General features: G+C 64.9%; 12 protein-coding genes. 5 read left to right on the top strand and 7 right to left on the bottom strand.

What is annotated here, in order from left to right; translation table 11 throughout:
* Positions 1 to 137 precede the first annotated feature (137 nt).
* On the top strand, positions 138 to 1,133 hold the full coding sequence (locus ILT44_RS21030) for a KpsF/GutQ family sugar-phosphate isomerase (RefSeq protein ID WP_204241576.1): 996 nt from the start codon (positions 138 to 140) through the stop codon (positions 1,131 to 1,133).
* 1 nt (position 1,134) lies between these two features.
* Here the strand turns inward: ILT44_RS21030 and ILT44_RS21025 are convergent, their stop codons facing one another.
* From ILT44_RS21025 to ILT44_RS21005, 5 genes are all read right to left on the bottom strand, one after another.
* Entirely contained in the window at positions 1,135 to 1,584 is a 450-nt protein-coding gene (locus tag ILT44_RS21025) for an NfeD family protein (RefSeq protein WP_204241575.1), read from the bottom strand.
* The gene (locus tag ILT44_RS21020) at positions 1,581 to 2,567 is read right to left on the bottom strand and encodes an SPFH domain-containing protein (protein WP_204241574.1); all 987 of its coding nucleotides are present in this window, start codon (positions 2,565 to 2,567) and stop codon (positions 1,581 to 1,583) included. The genes ILT44_RS21025 and ILT44_RS21020 overlap by 4 nt, the downstream gene beginning before the upstream one ends.
* Positions 2,568 to 2,641: 74 nt before the next feature.
* A complete protein-coding gene (hemH, locus tag ILT44_RS21015; protein WP_204241573.1) occupies positions 2,642 to 3,703 on the bottom strand; it encodes a ferrochelatase in 1,062 nt (353 codons plus the stop codon).
* 145 nt (positions 3,704 to 3,848) lie between these two features.
* Positions 3,849 to 6,056: an HWE histidine kinase domain-containing protein gene (locus ILT44_RS21010; protein WP_204241572.1), complete on the bottom strand. Its 2,208-nt coding sequence runs from the start codon at positions 6,054 to 6,056 to the stop codon at positions 3,849 to 3,851.
* Between the two features lie 223 nt (positions 6,057 to 6,279).
* Positions 6,280 to 7,791, bottom strand: coding sequence for a bifunctional metallophosphatase/5'-nucleotidase (locus ILT44_RS21005; protein ID WP_204241571.1), 1,512 nt, complete (start codon positions 7,789 to 7,791; stop codon positions 6,280 to 6,282).
* 198 nt (positions 7,792 to 7,989) lie between these two features.
* On the opposite strand from ILT44_RS21005, the gene ung reads away from it, so the two are divergent.
* Together ung and ILT44_RS20995 are read left to right on the top strand one after the other, a co-directional pair.
* The gene (gene ung / locus ILT44_RS21000; protein WP_204241570.1) at positions 7,990 to 8,697 is read left to right on the top strand and encodes a uracil-DNA glycosylase; all 708 of its coding nucleotides are present in this window, start codon (positions 7,990 to 7,992) and stop codon (positions 8,695 to 8,697) included.
* Positions 8,698 to 8,788: 91 nt separating this feature from the next.
* Entirely contained in the window at positions 8,789 to 9,994 is a 1,206-nt protein-coding gene (locus ILT44_RS20995; protein ID WP_239468416.1) for an amino acid aminotransferase, read from the top strand.
* Positions 9,995 to 10,227: 233 nt separating this feature from the next.
* On the opposite strand, the gene ILT44_RS20990 is transcribed toward ILT44_RS20995, so the two are convergent.
* Entirely contained in the window at positions 10,228 to 13,728 is a 3,501-nt protein-coding gene (locus tag ILT44_RS20990; RefSeq protein WP_204241569.1) for an indolepyruvate ferredoxin oxidoreductase family protein, read from the bottom strand.
* 194 nt (positions 13,729 to 13,922) lie between these two features.
* Here ILT44_RS20990 and ILT44_RS20985 point away from each other — a divergent pair, with 194 nt between their 5' ends.
* Both ILT44_RS20985 and ILT44_RS20980 read left to right on the top strand, forming a co-directional pair.
* On the top strand, positions 13,923 to 14,564 hold the full coding sequence (locus tag ILT44_RS20985) for a DUF1007 family protein (RefSeq protein WP_204241568.1): 642 nt from the start codon (positions 13,923 to 13,925) through the stop codon (positions 14,562 to 14,564).
* Positions 14,555 to 15,571: a nickel/cobalt transporter gene (locus ILT44_RS20980; RefSeq protein ID WP_204241567.1), complete on the top strand. Its 1,017-nt coding sequence runs from the start codon at positions 14,555 to 14,557 to the stop codon at positions 15,569 to 15,571. The genes ILT44_RS20985 and ILT44_RS20980 overlap by 10 nt, the downstream gene beginning before the upstream one ends.
* Here the strand turns inward: ILT44_RS20980 and ILT44_RS20975 are convergent.
* Positions 15,568 to 17,166 (bottom strand): gamma-glutamyltransferase family protein, encoded by a 1,599-nt coding sequence (locus ILT44_RS20975; RefSeq protein WP_204241566.1) that lies wholly within the window; start codon positions 17,164 to 17,166, stop codon positions 15,568 to 15,570. The genes ILT44_RS20980 and ILT44_RS20975 overlap by 4 nt on opposite strands.
* Between the last annotated feature and the right edge of the window lie 132 nt (positions 17,167 to 17,298).

The raw sequence follows: 17,298 nt of genomic DNA, 5'->3' as shown, positions 1-17,298 counted from the left end.
GGCCTATGCCCTGGAGCGCGAGGAACTCTCCGCCGACTTCCGCCGGGAGCTCGAAGCGCTGCTGCGGCAGAAGTAAGCGGCTGCACGGTTCCGCCAGAGGGTTCCGCATGGCCCCCCGCCTATGCTAAAGGGCGGCTATGGCACTTGCAAAACCCGCATCCCATTCGCCCGATCAAGCGATCGCCTCAGCTCTGCGCACGTTAGAGACCGAGCGCGACGGCCTGACGATCCTGATGGAGGCCATCGGCAACGGCCTTGGGCCCTTCTTCACGGCTGCGGCGGAGACCATTGCCGCTGCGAAGGGTCGGGTCATCGTCACCGGCATGGGCAAGTCCGGCCATGTGGGCCGCAAGATGACGGCCACCTTCGCCTCGACCGGCACCCCGGCCCATTACGTCCACCCGGCAGAGGCGAGCCACGGCGATCTGGGCATGATCCAGACGGACGACGTGATCATCGCCCTGTCCTGGTCCGGGGAGACGGCGGAGCTTGCCGACATCATCAGCTATTCCCGCCGCTTCCGGGTGCCCCTGATCGCGCTCACCTCGAATGCGGAATCGACCCTGGGGCGTGCCGCCGATATCTGCCTGACCCTGCCGAAGGCGAAGGAAGCCTGCCCCAATGGGCTGGCACCGACCACCTCCACCACCCTCCAGCTGGCGCTGGGCGATGCCTTGGCCGTCGCCCTCCTCGAGCAGCGCGGCTTCACGGCGGAGCACTTCAAGGTCTTCCATCCCGGCGGCAAGCTCGGTGCCCGCCTCAAGCTCGTGCGCGACATCATGCATGTGGGCGAGCGCCTGCCGATCGTCGGCATTGAAGCCCGCATGGATGAAGCCATCAACGAGATCGGCCGCAAGGGTTTCGGCGCCGTGATCGTGGTGAACGGCGACGGCTCACTGGCCGGCATCGTCACCGACGGCGACCTGCGCCGCAATCTCAGGCCCGACCTCGCGACTCTGCCAGTCACCACCATCATGACGAAGACGCCGCGCACCATCGCGCCGGACGCCCTCGTGGCCAGCGCCCTGGAGATGGAAGAGGCTTCCCGGATCACGGCCCTGATCGTGGTCGAGAACAGCCGGCCCATCGGCCTCGTGCATTATCTCGACCTGCTGCGGGCCGGCGCGGCGTAAGTCACGGATCGTCAACCACGAGGGTCGAGCCCTCGATCCGGACGACCCGCACCTTGGCACCGGCGAAGCGGTCGGCACCCGTCACGCGCCAGGAGCTGTCATCGACCCGGATGCGTCCCTCCCCATCCTTGATCGGCGTCTCGAGGGTGAAGACCCGGCCAACGAGGGATTGACCGCGCCGGTTCAGCATCTCGGCCTGGGGCTCGTCCTGCGTCCTCGAGCGGGTAACGGCCCGTCCCAGGATCACTGCCGCCACGCAGAGCAGCGCGAAGAGCAGGCCCGAGGCCTGCCACGACAGGCCGAGCATCGCATCGATCAGTCCGGTGACGATGGCCGCGAGGCCAAGCCAGAGGAAGAACGAACCCGGCGCCACAAGCTCGATGCCAATCAGAAGCACCCCGAGGATGATCCAGGCCCAGGCTCCGAAGCTGATGAACGCATCCTGAATCATGAGCGCTCGCCCCCTCCCGTCACCTTGGGAACGCTGCGCACGGGCTTGTTGAGGCCCGCTCCGCCCTCGCCGAACACCGACTTGGTGAGTTCGGCAATGCCGCCCAGCGTTCCGGCAAGCCCTGCCGCCTCGATCGGCACGATCACGACCTTCTGGTTGGGGGCGGATGCCAGGGCACGGATGGCATCGATGTATTTCTCAGCCACGATGAAGTTGGCGGCGGCGAGATCGCCCTTGTTAATGGCGTCACTCACCATACCGGTGGCCTTCGCCTCGGCCTCGGCCTGCCGCTCGCGCGCCTCCGCGTCGCGGAACGCCGCTTCTTTCCGGCCTTCTGCCGCCAGGATCTGCGACTGCTTTTGCCCTTCGGCTCGCAGGATTTCCGCCTGACGCAGTCCCTCCGCTTCGAGCACGGCGGCGCGCTTCTCGCGCTCGGCCTTCATCTGCCGCGCCATGGCGCCGGCGAGATCCTGCGGCGGGAGAATATCCTTGATCTCGACGCGAGTAACCTTGGCGCCCCAGGGGGAGGCGGCCGCATCCATGACCCGCAGCAGGCGCTCGTTGATCTCGTCGCGATGGGAGAGAAGCTGGTCGAGGTCCATAGAGCCGACGACCGTGCGGATATTGGTCATGGTCAACACCAGCAGCGCCTGGTTCATGTCCGACACTTCATAGGAGGCACGGGCAGGATCGAGGATCTGATAGAAGGCAGCCGCGTCGATGGTGACGCCCGCATTGTCCCGGGTGAAGGCTTCCTGGCTCGGAATGTCGAGGACCTGCTCCATGACATTCACCTTTTTCCCGATCTGATCGATGTAGGGCACGATCAGCCCGAGGCCGGGGGTGAGGGTGCGGGAGTAGCGCCCGAACCGCTCGACCGTGTAGGCATATCCCTGCGGAACCGTCCGGATGCCCATGGCGATCGTCACGATGACGACCAGCACCAGAACGATGACGAAGATGTCAAAACCACTGACCGGCATGGGCCCCCCAGGCAACGTCGTTGCAGAGGGCTCACGCTAGCGCAAAGGGGCCTGGAGTCCTAGAGCACCGGACCTCAGATCCAACCCTGCAGCTCGCGCTCCACAACGTGGTTGATCACGCGCATGCCGTCATCGCTGTCGTTGAGGCAGGGCAGATAAGCGAATTCCTCGCCACCATTGTGCATGAAGATCTCACGGTTCTCGCCGTTGAGCTCCTCCAGAGTCTCGAGGCAATCCGCGGAGAAGCCGGGCGCCACGATGGCCATGCGTTTCACGCCGCTCTTGGCAAGGGCCTCCACCGTCTTGTCGGTGTAAGGCTGCAGCCATTCCGCCGTGCCGAACCGCGATTGGAAGCTCATGCGGAACGTGTCCGCCGGCCAGCCGAAGGCCTCGCGCATCAGGCGCCATGTCTTCACGCATTGGCAGTGATAGGGATCCCCCTTCAGCAGGTATTCCTTCGGCACGCCATGGAAGGAGACAAGGATCACCTCGGGCTCGAAGGTGAGCTTCGCCAAGTCCTTCTTCATCGAGGATATCAGGGACTCGATATAGACAGGATCGTCGTGATAGGGCGGCGACACACGCACACTCGGCTGCCAGCGCATGTCCATGAGCGCGCGGAAGGCTTGGTCGCAGGCGGTCGCCGAGGTGGCGGCCGCATATTGCGGATAGAGCGGCACCAGGAGGATGCGGTCGCAGCCCTGGTTGAGAAGGGCCTGGATGCGCTCGCGCACCTCCGGCTTGCCATAGCGCATGGCCCAATCGACCGTGATCCTGTCGCCGGCGATGCCCTTCAGGTGCTCCGCCACTTTCTCCGCCTGGCTGCGGGTGATGGTCTTGAGCGGGCCCTCATCCCGTTCGTTGTTCCAGATCGAGGCGTAGTCGCGCCCCTTGGGGCCGGGACGCTTGGTCAGGATGATCAGGTTGAGGATCGGCCACCAGAGCAGGCGCGGGGTTTCGATCACGCGCCGATCGGAAAGAAACTCCTTGAGATAGCGGCGCATGGGCCAGTAGCTGGTGCCCTCGGGCGTTCCCAGATTCATCAGAAGCACGCCGATCCGCCCGGCCCTCGCGGGAGGGTGGTCCACCGGGCGGACGCCCTGGCGCAAATCGGTCAGGCTGACGTTCTCGTTCATGAAGAGCCCCTTGGCCGCAGAATTCTCCGTGAATCCCGCTCCTTAATGTCGCTTAGATAAGGGTTTGGGAGAGATCCGCCAACCGAATCCACCATCACATTGGCGCTCTCGGCCGCAAGCGCTGTTTGCAGGAAGCGAACGCTGCTCAGAGACCTGGGCCCATGTTGGGTGCATGCTTGAGGACGGCGTCGAGCGCGACCCGCAGGCCCTCGGGTTTGAAATCCATCTCGACCTTGGCATTCAACTGCGTCGCAAGCACCCGGTGCAGCAGGCGGGAACCGAAGCCCTGCCGCGTGGGAGCCGAGACCTTGGGTCCGCCGCGCTCCTCCCAGACGAGCTTGAGCCTCGTCCCCTCGTCTGCCGGCTCGGCCTCCCAGGAAACGGCCACCTTGCCACGGGACACCGACAGAGCGCCGTACTTGGCGGCATTGGTGGTCAGCTCATGGATTGCCATGCCGATGGGCACGGCTGCGTCCGACGGCAGTTCGACCGCAGGCCCGGCCAGGGTGATCCGCTCGCCCCTCACATCGTTATAGGGGCGCAGTTCCTTCTCCATGATTTCGCGCAGCGAGGCGGTCTGCCAGACGGCCTCCGTCAACAGCGAATGGGTGTTGGCCAGCGAGATGATGCGCCCGACAAAGGCTTGGTAGAAATCGTCGATGCTGAGCGCCGAGCGGGCGGTGGCCCCCACCACGGCCTGAACGGTCGCCAGCGTGTTCTTGACCCGATGATGGAGTTCGCGGATCAACAGGGATTGCTGGGTCTGAGCCTGCTTGCGATCCTCGATCTCGTTCTGCGCATTGCGGTAGAGGCGGCTGTTTTCGAGGGCAATGGCGGCCTGAGCCGTGAGGCCCGCCAGCAGGCGCTCGGATCTCTGATTGAAGGCCCCGGGCCGGTCATGGCCAAAAACGAGAATGCCGTGGGTCTCGCCGTTCCGCAGCAGCACGGGCACGGCCATGAGGCTGTGGATCACGGGATTGCCCGCAGCGGCATCCACGGTGAAAGGCGTGCCGTCATAACCTTGCTCGACGGCAATGTTGTCCAGGCGGACCGTCTCGCCCTTCGCAAAGGCGGGAGCGCATATCGCCCGGACGTCGAGGGCGCCGAAGGCGTCCTTGAACCCGGCAGATGCAAACTTGCCGTAATGCTCCCTTCCACCCTGAGCGGCGCCACAGAAGAACGCTCCGACCTGCGCGCCTGTCAATTCGATCCCGGCATCGACGACGCTCTCGATGATGCGATCAAGATCGAGTTCAGCGGCCAGCACGCCGCCGGTTCTGTTGAGGATTTCAAGAGCTGCGGTTTCCGTCCGCAACTCGCTCGTGCGCAGGGCCACCTGCTTTTCGAGAAGCGCAGCATTCGCGGCCTGTTCGTGAAATTGCTGAGAGGCCAGGGCGGTCAGCGCGAGAAGCGCCAGGAGAGCGACCAGAGCGAAGGCGCCATAGAGCCGCGTCTGGACGAACCAGGGCGTCCAATAGGCATCCCGTGGCATGCTGACGTTGATGTAGAGCGGCATGGCACCGACCTGGTGGTAGGCTCCAATGCGCTCGCTGCCCAGGCTGAGGAAGGAGTAGAGGCCAGTCTGAGGCGCCGAGCGCAGGGCCGTATCAAGGGCAGGCTTGTCGATGGGTGCGAATGACAGGCCGTCGGACGGCGGCGGATATTGCGCGACCACAGCCGCGTCCGAACCGCGCATGAGAACGACCCGGCTGCCCCGCGGCAACCGCAGCTTGGACCAGTAATCGTAGAAATAGGACAGGGTCACGGTAACCGATGCAATGCCGTCGAACCCGCCGTCGCTGCTCTGGAGGCGGCGACTGATCATGAAGGTCGGCACCTTCGTGACCCGCCCGAGAATTGGCTCACCTATGTAGAGCCCCTGATCTTCGTTCACCTGCGCCATGAAGACATCGCGTCCGGCGACGTTCGTCTCCGGAGCCGGGAACTGGACGGACGTCATGCGCAACTGGCCGCTCGGATCGTTGAGCCAGACATCATCAATGTACGGCAAGGCCTCCCGAATGGCATGGATCTGCTGCCACAGGGGCTTCGATGCCTCCACTTGATCCCAGGTCTGCCCCTGCATCAGGGCGATGGCCTGCTTCAAGGTGAGGTCGGTGATCTCCAGAAGCCTGGCCGTGTGATCCGCGAGGAAGAAGGCAGCGTTCCGAAGGTCGTCCTCATTGCGCTGGATGAGGCGGTTGCGCTGCTCCCAGGCGATGTAGCCGAAGGTCAGGAGGATGAACGCAACGCCGAGCAGGCCCATAAAGAGAGTCAGCCGACCGCGTGCAAGGGAGCGCCGACGGCGCTTCTGCGACAGGGTGATGGCTTCTGGGCGCGGGGAGAACTGCACGGAGGTCGCTTTTATGTCTGAGATTCGCCGTTGCGCACGCAGAATGACACAGCAACCACCTTTGATGGAGAGGGAATCTACGTCTCGGCTTCCCGTTGACCAGAGCCTGCGACCTATCTTGCCGCGAGCCTGGAAGGGATGCGCCCGGAGGTCGCGCCTGTGTCCCACGAAAAACGCTGGGCCCCGTGCGGGGCCCAGCGTCAGGTTGAAAACGCCTGTTCAATCAGCGCAGGACGATGCGTCCCTCGACCTTCGGGGCCACCTTGCCGGCTTTCGCCACGTAGTCGATCACCTGAGTCGCCATCAGCTGGCTTGCCGAGACGTCGATGAGCGACTTGGCGCCGATGAACGAGCGATAGCCGTCGCCACCGCGCCCCACGAAGTCGTTGGTGGCGAGCTTGTAGGTCTTGGCAGGATCGAGCGGCTGGCCGTTGATCTTCACCGATTTCACGCGGCTGCCCACCGGCTCCTTCACGTCGACCTCGGCCACGATGCCGGAGACCTGCGGGAACCGGCCTCCCAGTTCACGCACTTGGCTGACGCCGTTCTCCAGCGCGTCCTTGATTTGCGCGCCGGTGACCTCGAGCAGCACGGTGGTGTTGCCGAAGGGCATTTCGGAGAGGATATCGCGACGTGTCAGCTTCTGACCGGCCTGGTACTGCTTATCCGCCCGGATGCCACCACCATTGGTGAGGGCGACATCGGCGCCAACAGCGGTCTTGAGGGCATCCGTGATCAGGTTGCCCATGGCGGCCTCGCCTCCGCGCACGGTGGCGCGGCGGCTGTCGAGGGCCGTCTCCGTCGTGCCGATCTCCACGTCAAGCTCCTTGGAGAGCTTGTCCTCGTAGCCCTTCACCACGGTCTCGATCTCGGCATCGGGCTTCACAGTCGCGCTGTCGACAATGTGGAAGTTCGGCGACCAGGTGACCGTAGTCTTGCCGTCCTTCGTCGCCTTGTTGACCGAGAGCTCGACGACATTGACGTAATTGGCCTGAGACTCGGCTTCCGACAGGACCACCTTGCCGTCATAGAAGGCGAGAAGGTGCTCATCATGGCCTCCGATGATCACGTCCACCCCGGCGGATCGGGCGATGATCATGTCCACTGCCAGGGGAGTGTGGGCAATGGCAACGACGATGTCGGCGCCCTTCTCGCGCAGTTCCTTGGCCTTCGCGCGGGCGGTGTCGACAGTGGAGGAGAACTTGATGGTGCCGGGGCTCGACTCGATCGGCGTCGTCTCGGTGGTGAGGCCGAAGAAGGCGATCTTCACCCCCTGCACCTCGACCATCTTGTCGGGCTTGGTATTGGCCGGCAGACCGTTGCCGTCGACGATGTTGGTGGCCAGAACGTCGAACTTGGCCTCGGCCATGCGGGCGCGGAAGGCGGCGTCGCCGAGGTCGAATTCGTGATTGCCCGGCGCCATGGCGTCGACACCCATGTGGTTCAGGATGTCGATGATATGGGCGCCCTTGTCGAAGCCCGAGAGAAGCGAGGGCGAGATCGTGTCGCCCGCATGGATGAAGAAGGCGTTGCCCTTCGCCTTCTCCTCCTTGACCACCGTCGCCAGGCGGGCAAAGCCGCCGCGGCCCTTCTCGGCGCTCATGCGATCGATATCATTGGTATGGACGAAACGGATCGTTACGGCCTCCTGTGCCAGGGCCGTGCCCGACAGCAGCAGGGACAATCCAAGAAACCCGGCGCGCAGGGTGGCGGAGGGACGGCTCTGAAGCATCATACAAAGTCCTCGTAGCAAGTTGGATCCACGGATGGAGGCGCGGAGCCTAGACCGGCAACGTGTCACAGAAGTAACATTCTGTCGATATTCCCGGAGCCCTGATCGGCGGCACTCCGATGTCTTTTTCATCGGCCCCGCCGAATCCCTCTGCTGGCGCAGCGTCGGCACCTTAACCCCCAGAGAAAGGCATCACTCTCCATGACCGGCCCCATCAGCCAAGCTCTCGCCGAATTCCGCACCAGGCCTGGGGCCGAGGGATGGCTCACGCTCCCCTTCTTCCAGGATGGGAGCGCGGAAGCCGTGGCCGCCAAGGTCGATAGCGTGACCGCCTCGGGCGCCCAGGTGCTGCCGCCGCCGGACGCCGTGTTCACCAGCATCAGCCTAACGCCCCTGGAGAAGGTCAAGGTGGTTGTCCTCGGCCAGGACCCCTATCCCACCCCGGGCGATTCCCACGGCCTCGCCTTCTCCTATCGCGGCTCCCGGCGGCTGCCCGCCTCCCTGCGCACGATCCTGCGCGAAATGGCGGAAGATCTGGACGTGCCGATGCCAGCATCGGGGGACCTCTCGAAATGGGCCAGGCAGGGCGTGCTGCTCATCAACACGGCTCTCACGGTCGAAATGGAGCGATCCGGAGCCCACATGAGATTCGGCTGGTCGGCCTTGGTCGATCAGGCGATCACCGCCATCTCGCAGCAGCAGCCCGCCGTCGTTTTCCTGCTCTGGGGCGGCCCCGCCCGGAAGCGTGCGGCGCTCGTGGACCGGACGAAGCATCTCGTCATTGAGGCAGGCCACCCCTCCCCTCTGAACCGGCTCAATGACTTCCGCGGCACAAAGCCGTTCAGCCGGGCCAACGCCTGGCTTGTCGAAAAGGGGCTCGAGCCGGTGGACTGGCGTCTGGATGCTTGAGACACGCCATATTTCCCACGAGCCACCTTGCCGAAGGGCTGCCTCAGGAGATAGGTCTCGCGGCAAGCAATCTGCAGGCCTGGAGATCAGCATGACGGAATCCCTGTTCGGACAGGTGGAAGCCTTCGAGGGCGACCCGATCCTCTCCCTCAACGACAGCTTCAAGACCGATCCCCGGCCAGAGAAGGTCAATCTCAGCATCGGAGTCTACACCGACGAGCAGGGACGACTTCCGGTTCTCGGCTCGGTCCGGGCCGCCTATGAGCGTATCGGGTTCGCCGAGCGTCCCTATCTCCCGATGGAAGGCCATGCGGGCTATCGCGAGGGTGTGCAGAAGCTCATCTTCGGCGCGTCTCATCCGGCTCTCGCCGACAGGCGCGTTGCGACGATCCAGACCATCGGCGGCACGGGCGCTGTCGGCATCGCGGCCGACTTCCTCGCCAAGCACTGCCCCGGCCGAACCGTTCTCGTCAGCGATCCGACCTGGGACAACCACCACGGCCTCTTCCAGCGGGCCGGGTTCAAGACGACGACCTATCCCTACTGGAATCGCACCAGCCGCTCGGTCGACTTCGATGGCATGGTGAAGGCGCTTGAGGCTGCGGAGCCCGGCTCCATCGTGGTGCTCCAGCCCGTCTGCCACAACCCCACCGGCGTCGACCTCGACGAGGGGCAGCAGGCGGCCGTCACCGACGTGCTCGTCGCCAAGCGCCACATCGTGGTGTTCGACATGGCCTATCAGGGCTTCGGCACCAGCCTCGACGAAGATGCCGCGTTCGTGCGCCGCTATGCGGAGCGGGCGAGCTGCCTCGTAGCCAATTCCTTCTCGAAGAATTTTTCTCTCTACGGCGAGCGCTGCGGGGGCTTAAGCGTCGTGTGCCGCGATGCCGACGAGGCCGAGCGCGTGCTCGGGCAGCTGAAGCTCGCCGTGCGCCGCAGCTATTCCAGCTCGCCGATGATGGGCGGCCTTCTGGTGGCTACCGTCCTCGGCAACGATGACCTGCGCACCCAGTGGACCCGTGAGGTCGAGACCATGCGCGATCGGATGGCCTCGATGCGCAAGCGCCTCGCGGAGGAGATTCGAGCCGTCTCGAACGAAGTGGATGCCGATTTCCTTACGACCCAGCGCGGCATGTTCAGCTACACGGGGCTGAGCGCGCAGCAGGTCCACCTCATGCGCGAGCGGGACGGCGTCTACCTCGTGGGCTCCGGACGCATGTGCGTGGCTGGGCTGAACGAGGCAAACGTGGGGAAGGTCGCGAAGAGCTTTGTCGAGGTGAGTCAGGCGCGAGGTTGAGACCCACGTTCGTGGAGCAGAAACCAGGATTGCTGGCCGAGTGTAGCGCCTTTCTACTTCTCCCAGTGGGAGAGGTCGCGCCGGAGGCGCGGGTGAGGGGTTACTGCCTTATCCGGATAGAACTGTAACCCCTCACCCCAACCCTCTCCCTCAGGGAGAGGGAGTCTCGAGCTATATCCTGCACTCGATCCCGGATCGCCTTTAGGCGTCCGGGATGACAATGGTTGAGCCCTTTACTCCGCCGCAACGGGCAGCGGCTGCGGATTGGCGCGGAACTTGGCGAGGAGATCGGCTTCCTCCGCCTTCGCGCTTTTAAGGTTCCGCTCCTTGATGTGACCGAAGCCGCGGATCTTTTGCGGAATGCCGGCAAGGCCTACGGCCGCTGCATGATTGTCGGCATTCAGCTTCGCCACGATCTCCTCGATAAGTCCCTCGAATTCGCGGACGAGCTGACGCTCGGTGCGGCGCTCGTGGCTGTAGCCGAAGACGTCGAGCGGCGTGCCGCGCAGAGCCTTGAACTTCGCCAGGACTCCCATGGCTTTGAGCATCCACGGCCCGAAGCTCATCTTGCGTGGGAGGCCCGTGATCGGGTCTTTCTTCGCCAGGACAGGCGGCGCCATATGGAACTCGTAACGCAGGTTCTCGCCCTCAAAAGCCGACGCGACCTGTTTCTCGAAATGGCCGTTCGTGTAGAGACGCGCCACCTCGTATTCGTCCTTGTAGGCCATGAGCTTGAACAGCGAGCGCGCTATCGCATCGGTGAGCGCTGTCGACCCCGGCACGGCCTTGTCTTCCGCCAGGCGCACCCGCTCCACGGAGTTGCGGTAGCGGCGGGCATAGCGCTGGCTCTGATATTCCGAGAGGAACGCTGCTCGACGTTCGATCACCTCGTCCAGCGTCTCGGACAGCTTGCGCGATTCCGTCGGCGCCTTCAGCTCGCCCATCATGGAGGCGATCGCGTCCGGCTCGGCGGCGGCGCGGCGGCCCCAAGCAAAGGCGGAAAGGTTCATCTTCACCGCTTCGCCGTTGAGCTCGATGGCCTTCTCGATGGCAGCCCCCGACAGGGGAACGCGGCCGGTCTGGTAGGCATAGCCCAGCATGAACATGTTGGCCGCAATGGCATTGCCGAGAAGCGCGGTGGCGATCGCCGTCGCATCGACGAAGGAGACGCCCTCCGCTCCCGCTGCGGACTTGATGGCGCGCTTCAGGCGCTCCGTCGGCAGGGAGAAATCCGCATTGCGGGTGAACTCGCCGGGCATCACCTCCGCGGTGTTCACCACGAGCGCCGTCTGGCCCTGCTTGACCGAGGCCAGCACCTTCTTCGTGCCGGTCACCACAAGGTCGCAGCCGAGCACGAGATGCGCCGATTCCGCGCTCACGCGGATGGCATGGATGTCGTCTTGGTTGTTGGCAAGGCGCACATGGCTGTAGACCGCGCCGCCCTTCTGGGCGAGGCCTGCCATGTCGATCATGCCCATGCCCTTGCCCTCGAGATGAGCCGCCATGCCGAGGATCGCCCCGATGGTCACGACGCCGGTGCCGCCCACGCCCGTCACGATCACGTTGAAGGTGCGGTCGATGGTGGGGATCACAGGATCGGGCAGCGGCTTGAACGTCATCCCGTCGGTCGAGACAGTCTCGGGCACGGCCTTCTTCACCTTGGCGCCATGCACCGTCACGAAGGACGGACAGAAGCCGTTGACACAGGAAAAATCCTTGTTGCAGTTCGACTGGTCGATCTGGCGCTTGCGGCCGAACTCGGTCTCGACCGGCTGCACGGCGACGCAGTTCGACTGCACCGAGCAATCGCCGCAGGCTTCGCACACCAGATCGTTGATGATGACGCGCTTGTCCGGATCCGGGAACTCGCCGCGCTTGCGACGGCGGCGCTTCTCGGAGGCGCAGGTCTGGTCGTAGATCATCGCAGACACGGCGGGCACTTCGGCGAGCTGGCGCTGCACGGCCTCGAGTTCGCTGCGGTGATGGATCGTCATGCCCGCAGGCCAGCGGATTTCCTTCGGGTATTTGTGCGGCTCGTCGGTGACGAGGGCGATGCGCTCGACGCCCTCCTCACGCACCTGCCGGGCGATCATGTCGACGGTGAGCTTGCCTTCGTGTGGCTGCCCGCCGGTCATAGCGACCGCATCGTTGAAGAGGATCTTGTAGGTGACGTTGGTCTTGGTGTGGATCGCCCAGCGCAGAGCCAGGACGCCCGAATGGTTGTAGGTGCCGTCGCCGAGGTTCTGGAATACGTGGCCGCGCTTGGAGAACGGCGACTCGCCGATCCAGTTCGCGCCCTCGCCCCCCATCTGGGTGAAGCCTTCCGTGGAGCGGTCCATCCACTGCACCATGTAGTGGCAGCCGATGCCTGCATAGGCGCGCATGCCCTCGGGCACCTTCGTCGAGGAGTTGTGCGGGCAGCCGGCGCAGAAATGCGGCGTACGGGTTGCCACGTCGCCCGTCGTCGCCAGCACGTCCTGCGCATGGCGAAGCCGCGCCACACGGCCACGCAGGTCGTCGTTGTTGTGATAGGCGAGCAGCCGTTCGCCGATGGCGATCGCGATGTCGTTGGGGTCGAGCGCACCCTTGACCGGGAAGAGCCAGCGGCCTTCCTCGTCCTTCTTGCCGATGCAGACCGGCTGGTTGGCGGTGCCGTAGAGCTCCTCGCGCAGCTGCACCTCGATGAGGGAGCGCTTCTCCTCGACGACGATGACCTTGTCGAGGCCGCGCGCGAAATCCATCAGCTCGGCTTGAGAGAGCGGCCAGGGGCAGGCGACCTTGTAGAGCCGAAGCCCCATGTCGTTGGCCTTGACCTCGTCGAGGCCGAGCTCGTCGAGCGCCTGGCGCACGTCGAGATAGGACTTGCCGACGGTGATGATGCCGATTTTCGGGTTGCGGCCGCCGGAGAGCACGATGCGGTTGAGATTGTTGGCGCGGACGAACGCCAGCATTGCGTCGCGCTTGAAATCCTGGAGACGCGCCTCCTGGTCGAGCACGCCGTCGCGGTTGCGGATGTTGAGCCCGCCGGGCGGCATCGTGAAATCATCAGGGATGATGATCTTCACGCGGTCGAGGGACGCATCGACGGAAGCCGTCGACTCGATGTTGTCCTTCACGCACTTGAACGCCACCCAGGTACCGCAGAAGCGGCTCATGGCATAGCCGTAGAGGCCGTAATCGAGAATTTCCTGAACGCCCGCCGGGTTCAGGATCGGGATCATCACGTCGACGAAGTGGAATTCGGATTGATGCGCGACGGTGGAGGATTCCGCCGTATGGTCGTCGCCCATAAGAGCGAGCACGCCGCCATGCTGCGAGGAGCCGGCCATGTTGGCGTGGCGGAACACGTCGCCGGAGCGGTCGACGCCGGGGCCCTTGCCGTACCAGAGGCCGAACACGCCGTCATACTTGCCCTCGCCGCGAACCTCGGCCTGCTGCGAGCCCCAGATGGCTGTGGCGGCGAGTTCCTCATTGAGGCCGGGCTGGAAGACGATGTTCGAGGCTTCGAGCCATTTCCGAGCACGCCAGAGATTCTGGTCGAGGCCGCCGATGGGGGAACCGCGATAGCCGGAGACGAAACCGGCCGTGCTCAGGCCCGCCAGCCGGTCGCGCTCGCGCTGCATCAGCAGCATGCGGATGACGGCCTGTGTTCCGGTGATGAACACATGATCCTTGGTGAGATCGTACTTGTCGTCGAGCGTCACGTGACGAAGCGCACCAAAACCTTCGGCCATGATCCGTTTTCCTCCTGGGGCTTTGCCCCGCTGCCGGTGATCCGGTCTAGTTGTGGTGAATATGTCAGTAATGCTGACATAAATGCCGGGACCCGTCAATCAAGCGCCTTCGTTTCGCCTCTGTTAACCATAAAACCCTCATATCACGGCTGCCCCCGGCTTTGGCCGGAGATGTTACTCACCAAGGTCATCGCATGACACGCCATTTCGGTCTGAAATCCGCCCTGGCTGCCTTGGTCGTGGGCTCGGCCCCGCCGGCCCTCGCCCATCCCCATGTCTGGGTCACCGCCAAAGCGGAGATCGTCTTCGCGCCCGACGGGCGGGTAACGGGCGTCCGCCACCACTGGACCTTCGACGAGGCCTACACGGCCTATGTCACGCAGGGGCTGGACAAGAACAACGACGGCAAGCTGACCTCGGAGGAGCTGCAGGAACTCGCCGACGAGAACGCCGCCTCCCTGAACGAGTTCGACTACTTCACCGTGCTGAAGGCGCGAGGGAAGCCTCAGGCCTTCGACGCGCCTAGGGAGGCCCGAATGACCATGGAGAAAACACAGGTCGCCATGTCCTTCCTCCTGCCCCTCAAGGCGCCGGCAGCCCCCACGGGAGCGGTCTCCATCGAAATCGAGGACCCAACGTTCTTCGTCTATTTCAGCCTGACGGAGGGCAACGCCGCCGTTTCCCTTGCCAATGCCCCGCAGGGCTGCGTGACGACGATCGCCAAGGCAAAGCCGCTCGACGCCACCATGCAGAAGATCCTGCAGGACGAGGGCGCCATCCAGGCGCAGGACCTGGGCGTGGAATACGCCAACAGGGCCATCATCGCATGTCCCTGACGTCCGACGCCTCCGCCCTTGCGAGCGCCGGCCGAACGCCGCTGTGGCGGCGGCTCGGCGTCATGCTCATCGCCATCGCGGTCGTGGCCGCCGCCATGGGCCTGATCGGCCTGTGGCTCGGGCCGGTGAGCAAGCCGCCGCCGCGCAATCCGTTCGGCATGGGCCTTCGTGAGGCCACCCCTTCGGGGAGCATCGGCGCCTGGATTCTCTCCGTCCAATCCGATTACTACGCGAGCTTGCGGGCGGGCGTGCGCGAGATGAAGGAGAACGGTTCGGCCTTCTTCTCGCTCCTTTTCGTCGGCTTCGCCTATGGAATTTTCCATGCCGCCGGTCCGGGACACGGCAAGGGCGTGATCTCGGCCTATCTGGTGGCCGACGAGAAAGCGTTGCGCAGAGGCTTCCTCCTGAGTCTGGCGGCAGCCCTGGTGCAGGCCCTGGTCGCCATCGCCATCGTGTCGGTCGTCAGCCTCGCGTTGCGGGCCACCGCCTCCACCATGAACAGGCTCGCCATGAACGTGGAGCTGGCGAGCTTCATCGCCGTGGCACTGGTCGGCGCCGTCATCACCTGGCGCAAGGCCGGCAAGGTGCTGGGCGTCATGGTGCTCGCTCGGAATCCCTTCGCTTCGGTTCAGGAGACCTGCGACCATGCCCATCTGCCGCCGCCGGAAGAGCTCAGCCGCCTGACGCGCTGGCGCGACATGGCGGGCGTGGCCATCGCGGCCGGCATCCGCCCCTGCGCCGGAGCCCTCATCGTCCTGGTCTTCGCGCTGTCGCAAGGGCTTTTCGCAGCCGGCATCGCGGCGACCTTCGCCATGGCGCTCGGCACCGCGCTCACCACCAGCGCCATCGCGGCGCTCGCGGTTTTCTTCAAGGCCATGGCGTTGAGAGTGGCCGGCGGGCGCGGCGCATCCGGTGCCATCGCCATTGCCGGACTGGAGCTCCTCGCCGCCGCCTTCGTGCTGGTGCTGGGGGCGAGCCTCCTCTACGGACTCTGGACGACCGGTTAGAGTCCCAGCGACCCACCATCCGAGCGGGGATCGTGCACGGCCTCGACCCGCCCGTTGCGTGGGTGCTTCACCAGCATGCCGGCATGGCCGAAGCGTCCGGAATAGGCCTCGTCCATCTCCTCGATTCGATGGCCGAGCCGTGAGAGGCCGCGGATCAGGCCAGGGTCGAAATGGCTCTCCACCTTCAGCACGGCCTCGCGCTCGCGCAACCTTGCATCGAGCAGCCAGCGGGGCGCTTCCACCGCGTCCGCCAGCCCCATGCCGGCCTCTGCGTAGCGCGAAAAGATCTGGCTGAGGAATTGGGGCTGGGTTTCGCCGCCCATCGCCCCGAAGGACAGCACTCGCCCATCGTCGAACACGGCCACGGCCGGATTGAGGGAATGGAGCGGCCGATGGCCGGGCTCCAGCCGGTTGCGGCTCGCGGGGTCGAGCGAGAAGGCCGTGCCGCGATTGTGCCAGAGGACACCCGTCGTTGGCAGCAGGCAGCCCGAGCCATAGGCCCAGAACACGGACTGGATATAGGATACGGCGAGCCCGTCACGGTCGATGGCCCCCATCCAGATCGTGTCCCCGTCGATCGGGCGCGGCAGGGGAAAGGAGGCAGCACGCTTCATGTCGATGAGGGCAGCCTCTCTTTCCAGCGCCCGGGGCGTGAGGAAGGAGGCCGGGTCGTGGGCGAGGGTCCGCGGGTCCGCGACCACCCGGTCGCGGATGGCGAAGGCGCGCTTCGAGGCCTCGATGAGCGCATGGTGGCGTTCAGGCGTCTCGCCCCGAAGATCCTTGAGACGCTCGACCATTCCGAGGATCAGAAGGGTGGCCAGTCCCTGGCTCGGCGGCGGCAGGTTGTAGACCGTCGAGTGCCTGAGCCGAACTGCGAGTGGTTCGACGACGCGGGCGCGATAAGTCTCCAGGTCGCGGCGGGTGATAGGGCTGCCAATCCGCTCCAGATCGAGGGCGATCTCCCGTCCCACATCGCCGCGGTAGAAATCGGCAAGGCCCGCATGGGCGAGCCGTTCCAGGGTGTCGGCGAGGCGCGGTGTGCGCCTTAGCGTGCCCTCCGGGGCTCTCTTGCCCTCCACCAGGAAGGCCTCGGCAAAACCGGGAACCTCATAAAGGGCGACTTCCTCGCTGGTCTTGAACCGCTCCTCTGAGCGGGAGACCTTGTATCCGTCGCGGGCCAAGCGGATGGAATCTCCGAGCAGCAGATCGAGGGGCAGTTGCCCGCCGAGCGCCCGGGACAGCTCGAGCGCAAGGCCCCAACCGCTGACGGCACCTGCAACCGTGAGAGCCGCCTCGGGACCGCGGGGCGGAATGGCGTCATAGCCTTTCTCCCGGTAGCGCTTGATCGTGGCGAGCGATCCCGCCGGCCCGGAGGCGTCGAGGGCATGGATGCGGCCCTTCGGCTCCCGCACGAGCCAGAACCCGTCACCGCCGATGCCGTTCATATGCGGGTAGACGACCGCGATGCTGGCTGCCATGGCGACCATGGCCTCAATGGCGTTGCCGCCTGCGGCCAGGATGGTCTGGCCGGTCTCGGCTGCGAGGGTGTGGGGAGCCGCGACGGCGGCAGTCGAGAAGACGGGGGTCTCGGGCATGGTCTCTTGAATGTGAGGCGCGACAGAATGAGATTCGAGCAGACCTTGCACCGGAGGGGGCGTTTAGGGTAGTCCCATCCGCAAGATATCAAAGTGAGGCAGCAGTGGCTCAGGCGAAAAGCACCAACTGGC

The organism is Microvirga arvi, assembly GCF_016892765.1.
GTDB lineage: Bacteria > Pseudomonadota > Alphaproteobacteria > Rhizobiales > Beijerinckiaceae > Microvirga > Microvirga arvi.
This window is presented reverse-complemented; position numbering and strand designations above follow the sequence as displayed.

Excerpts from the sequence above, each read along its gene's own strand:
- ILT44_RS21005 (WP_204241571.1), bottom strand. The coding sequence starts at position 7,791 with ATGATGCTTCAGAGCCGTCCCTCCGCCACCCTGCGCGCCGGGTTTCTT.
- hemH (WP_204241573.1), bottom strand. The coding sequence starts at position 3,703 with ATGAACGAGAACGTCAGCCTGACCGATTTGCGCCAGGGCGTCCGCCCG.
- ILT44_RS21030 (WP_204241576.1), top strand. The coding sequence starts at position 138 with ATGGCACTTGCAAAACCCGCATCCCATTCGCCCGATCAAGCGATCGCC.
- ILT44_RS20985 (WP_204241568.1), top strand. The coding sequence starts at position 13,923 with ATGACACGCCATTTCGGTCTGAAATCCGCCCTGGCTGCCTTGGTCGTG.
- ung (WP_204241570.1), top strand. The coding sequence starts at position 7,990 with ATGACCGGCCCCATCAGCCAAGCTCTCGCCGAATTCCGCACCAGGCCT.
- ILT44_RS21025 (WP_204241575.1), bottom strand. The coding sequence starts at position 1,584 with ATGATTCAGGATGCGTTCATCAGCTTCGGAGCCTGGGCCTGGATCATC.
- ILT44_RS20980 (WP_204241567.1), top strand. The coding sequence starts at position 14,555 with ATGTCCCTGACGTCCGACGCCTCCGCCCTTGCGAGCGCCGGCCGAACG.
- ILT44_RS20995 (WP_239468416.1), top strand. The coding sequence starts at position 8,789 with ATGACGGAATCCCTGTTCGGACAGGTGGAAGCCTTCGAGGGCGACCCG.
- ILT44_RS20975 (WP_204241566.1), bottom strand. The coding sequence starts at position 17,166 with ATGCCCGAGACCCCCGTCTTCTCGACTGCCGCCGTCGCGGCTCCCCAC.
- ILT44_RS21020 (WP_204241574.1), bottom strand. The coding sequence starts at position 2,567 with ATGCCGGTCAGTGGTTTTGACATCTTCGTCATCGTTCTGGTGCTGGTC.
- ILT44_RS20990 (WP_204241569.1), bottom strand. The coding sequence starts at position 13,728 with ATGGCCGAAGGTTTTGGTGCGCTTCGTCACGTGACGCTCGACGACAAG.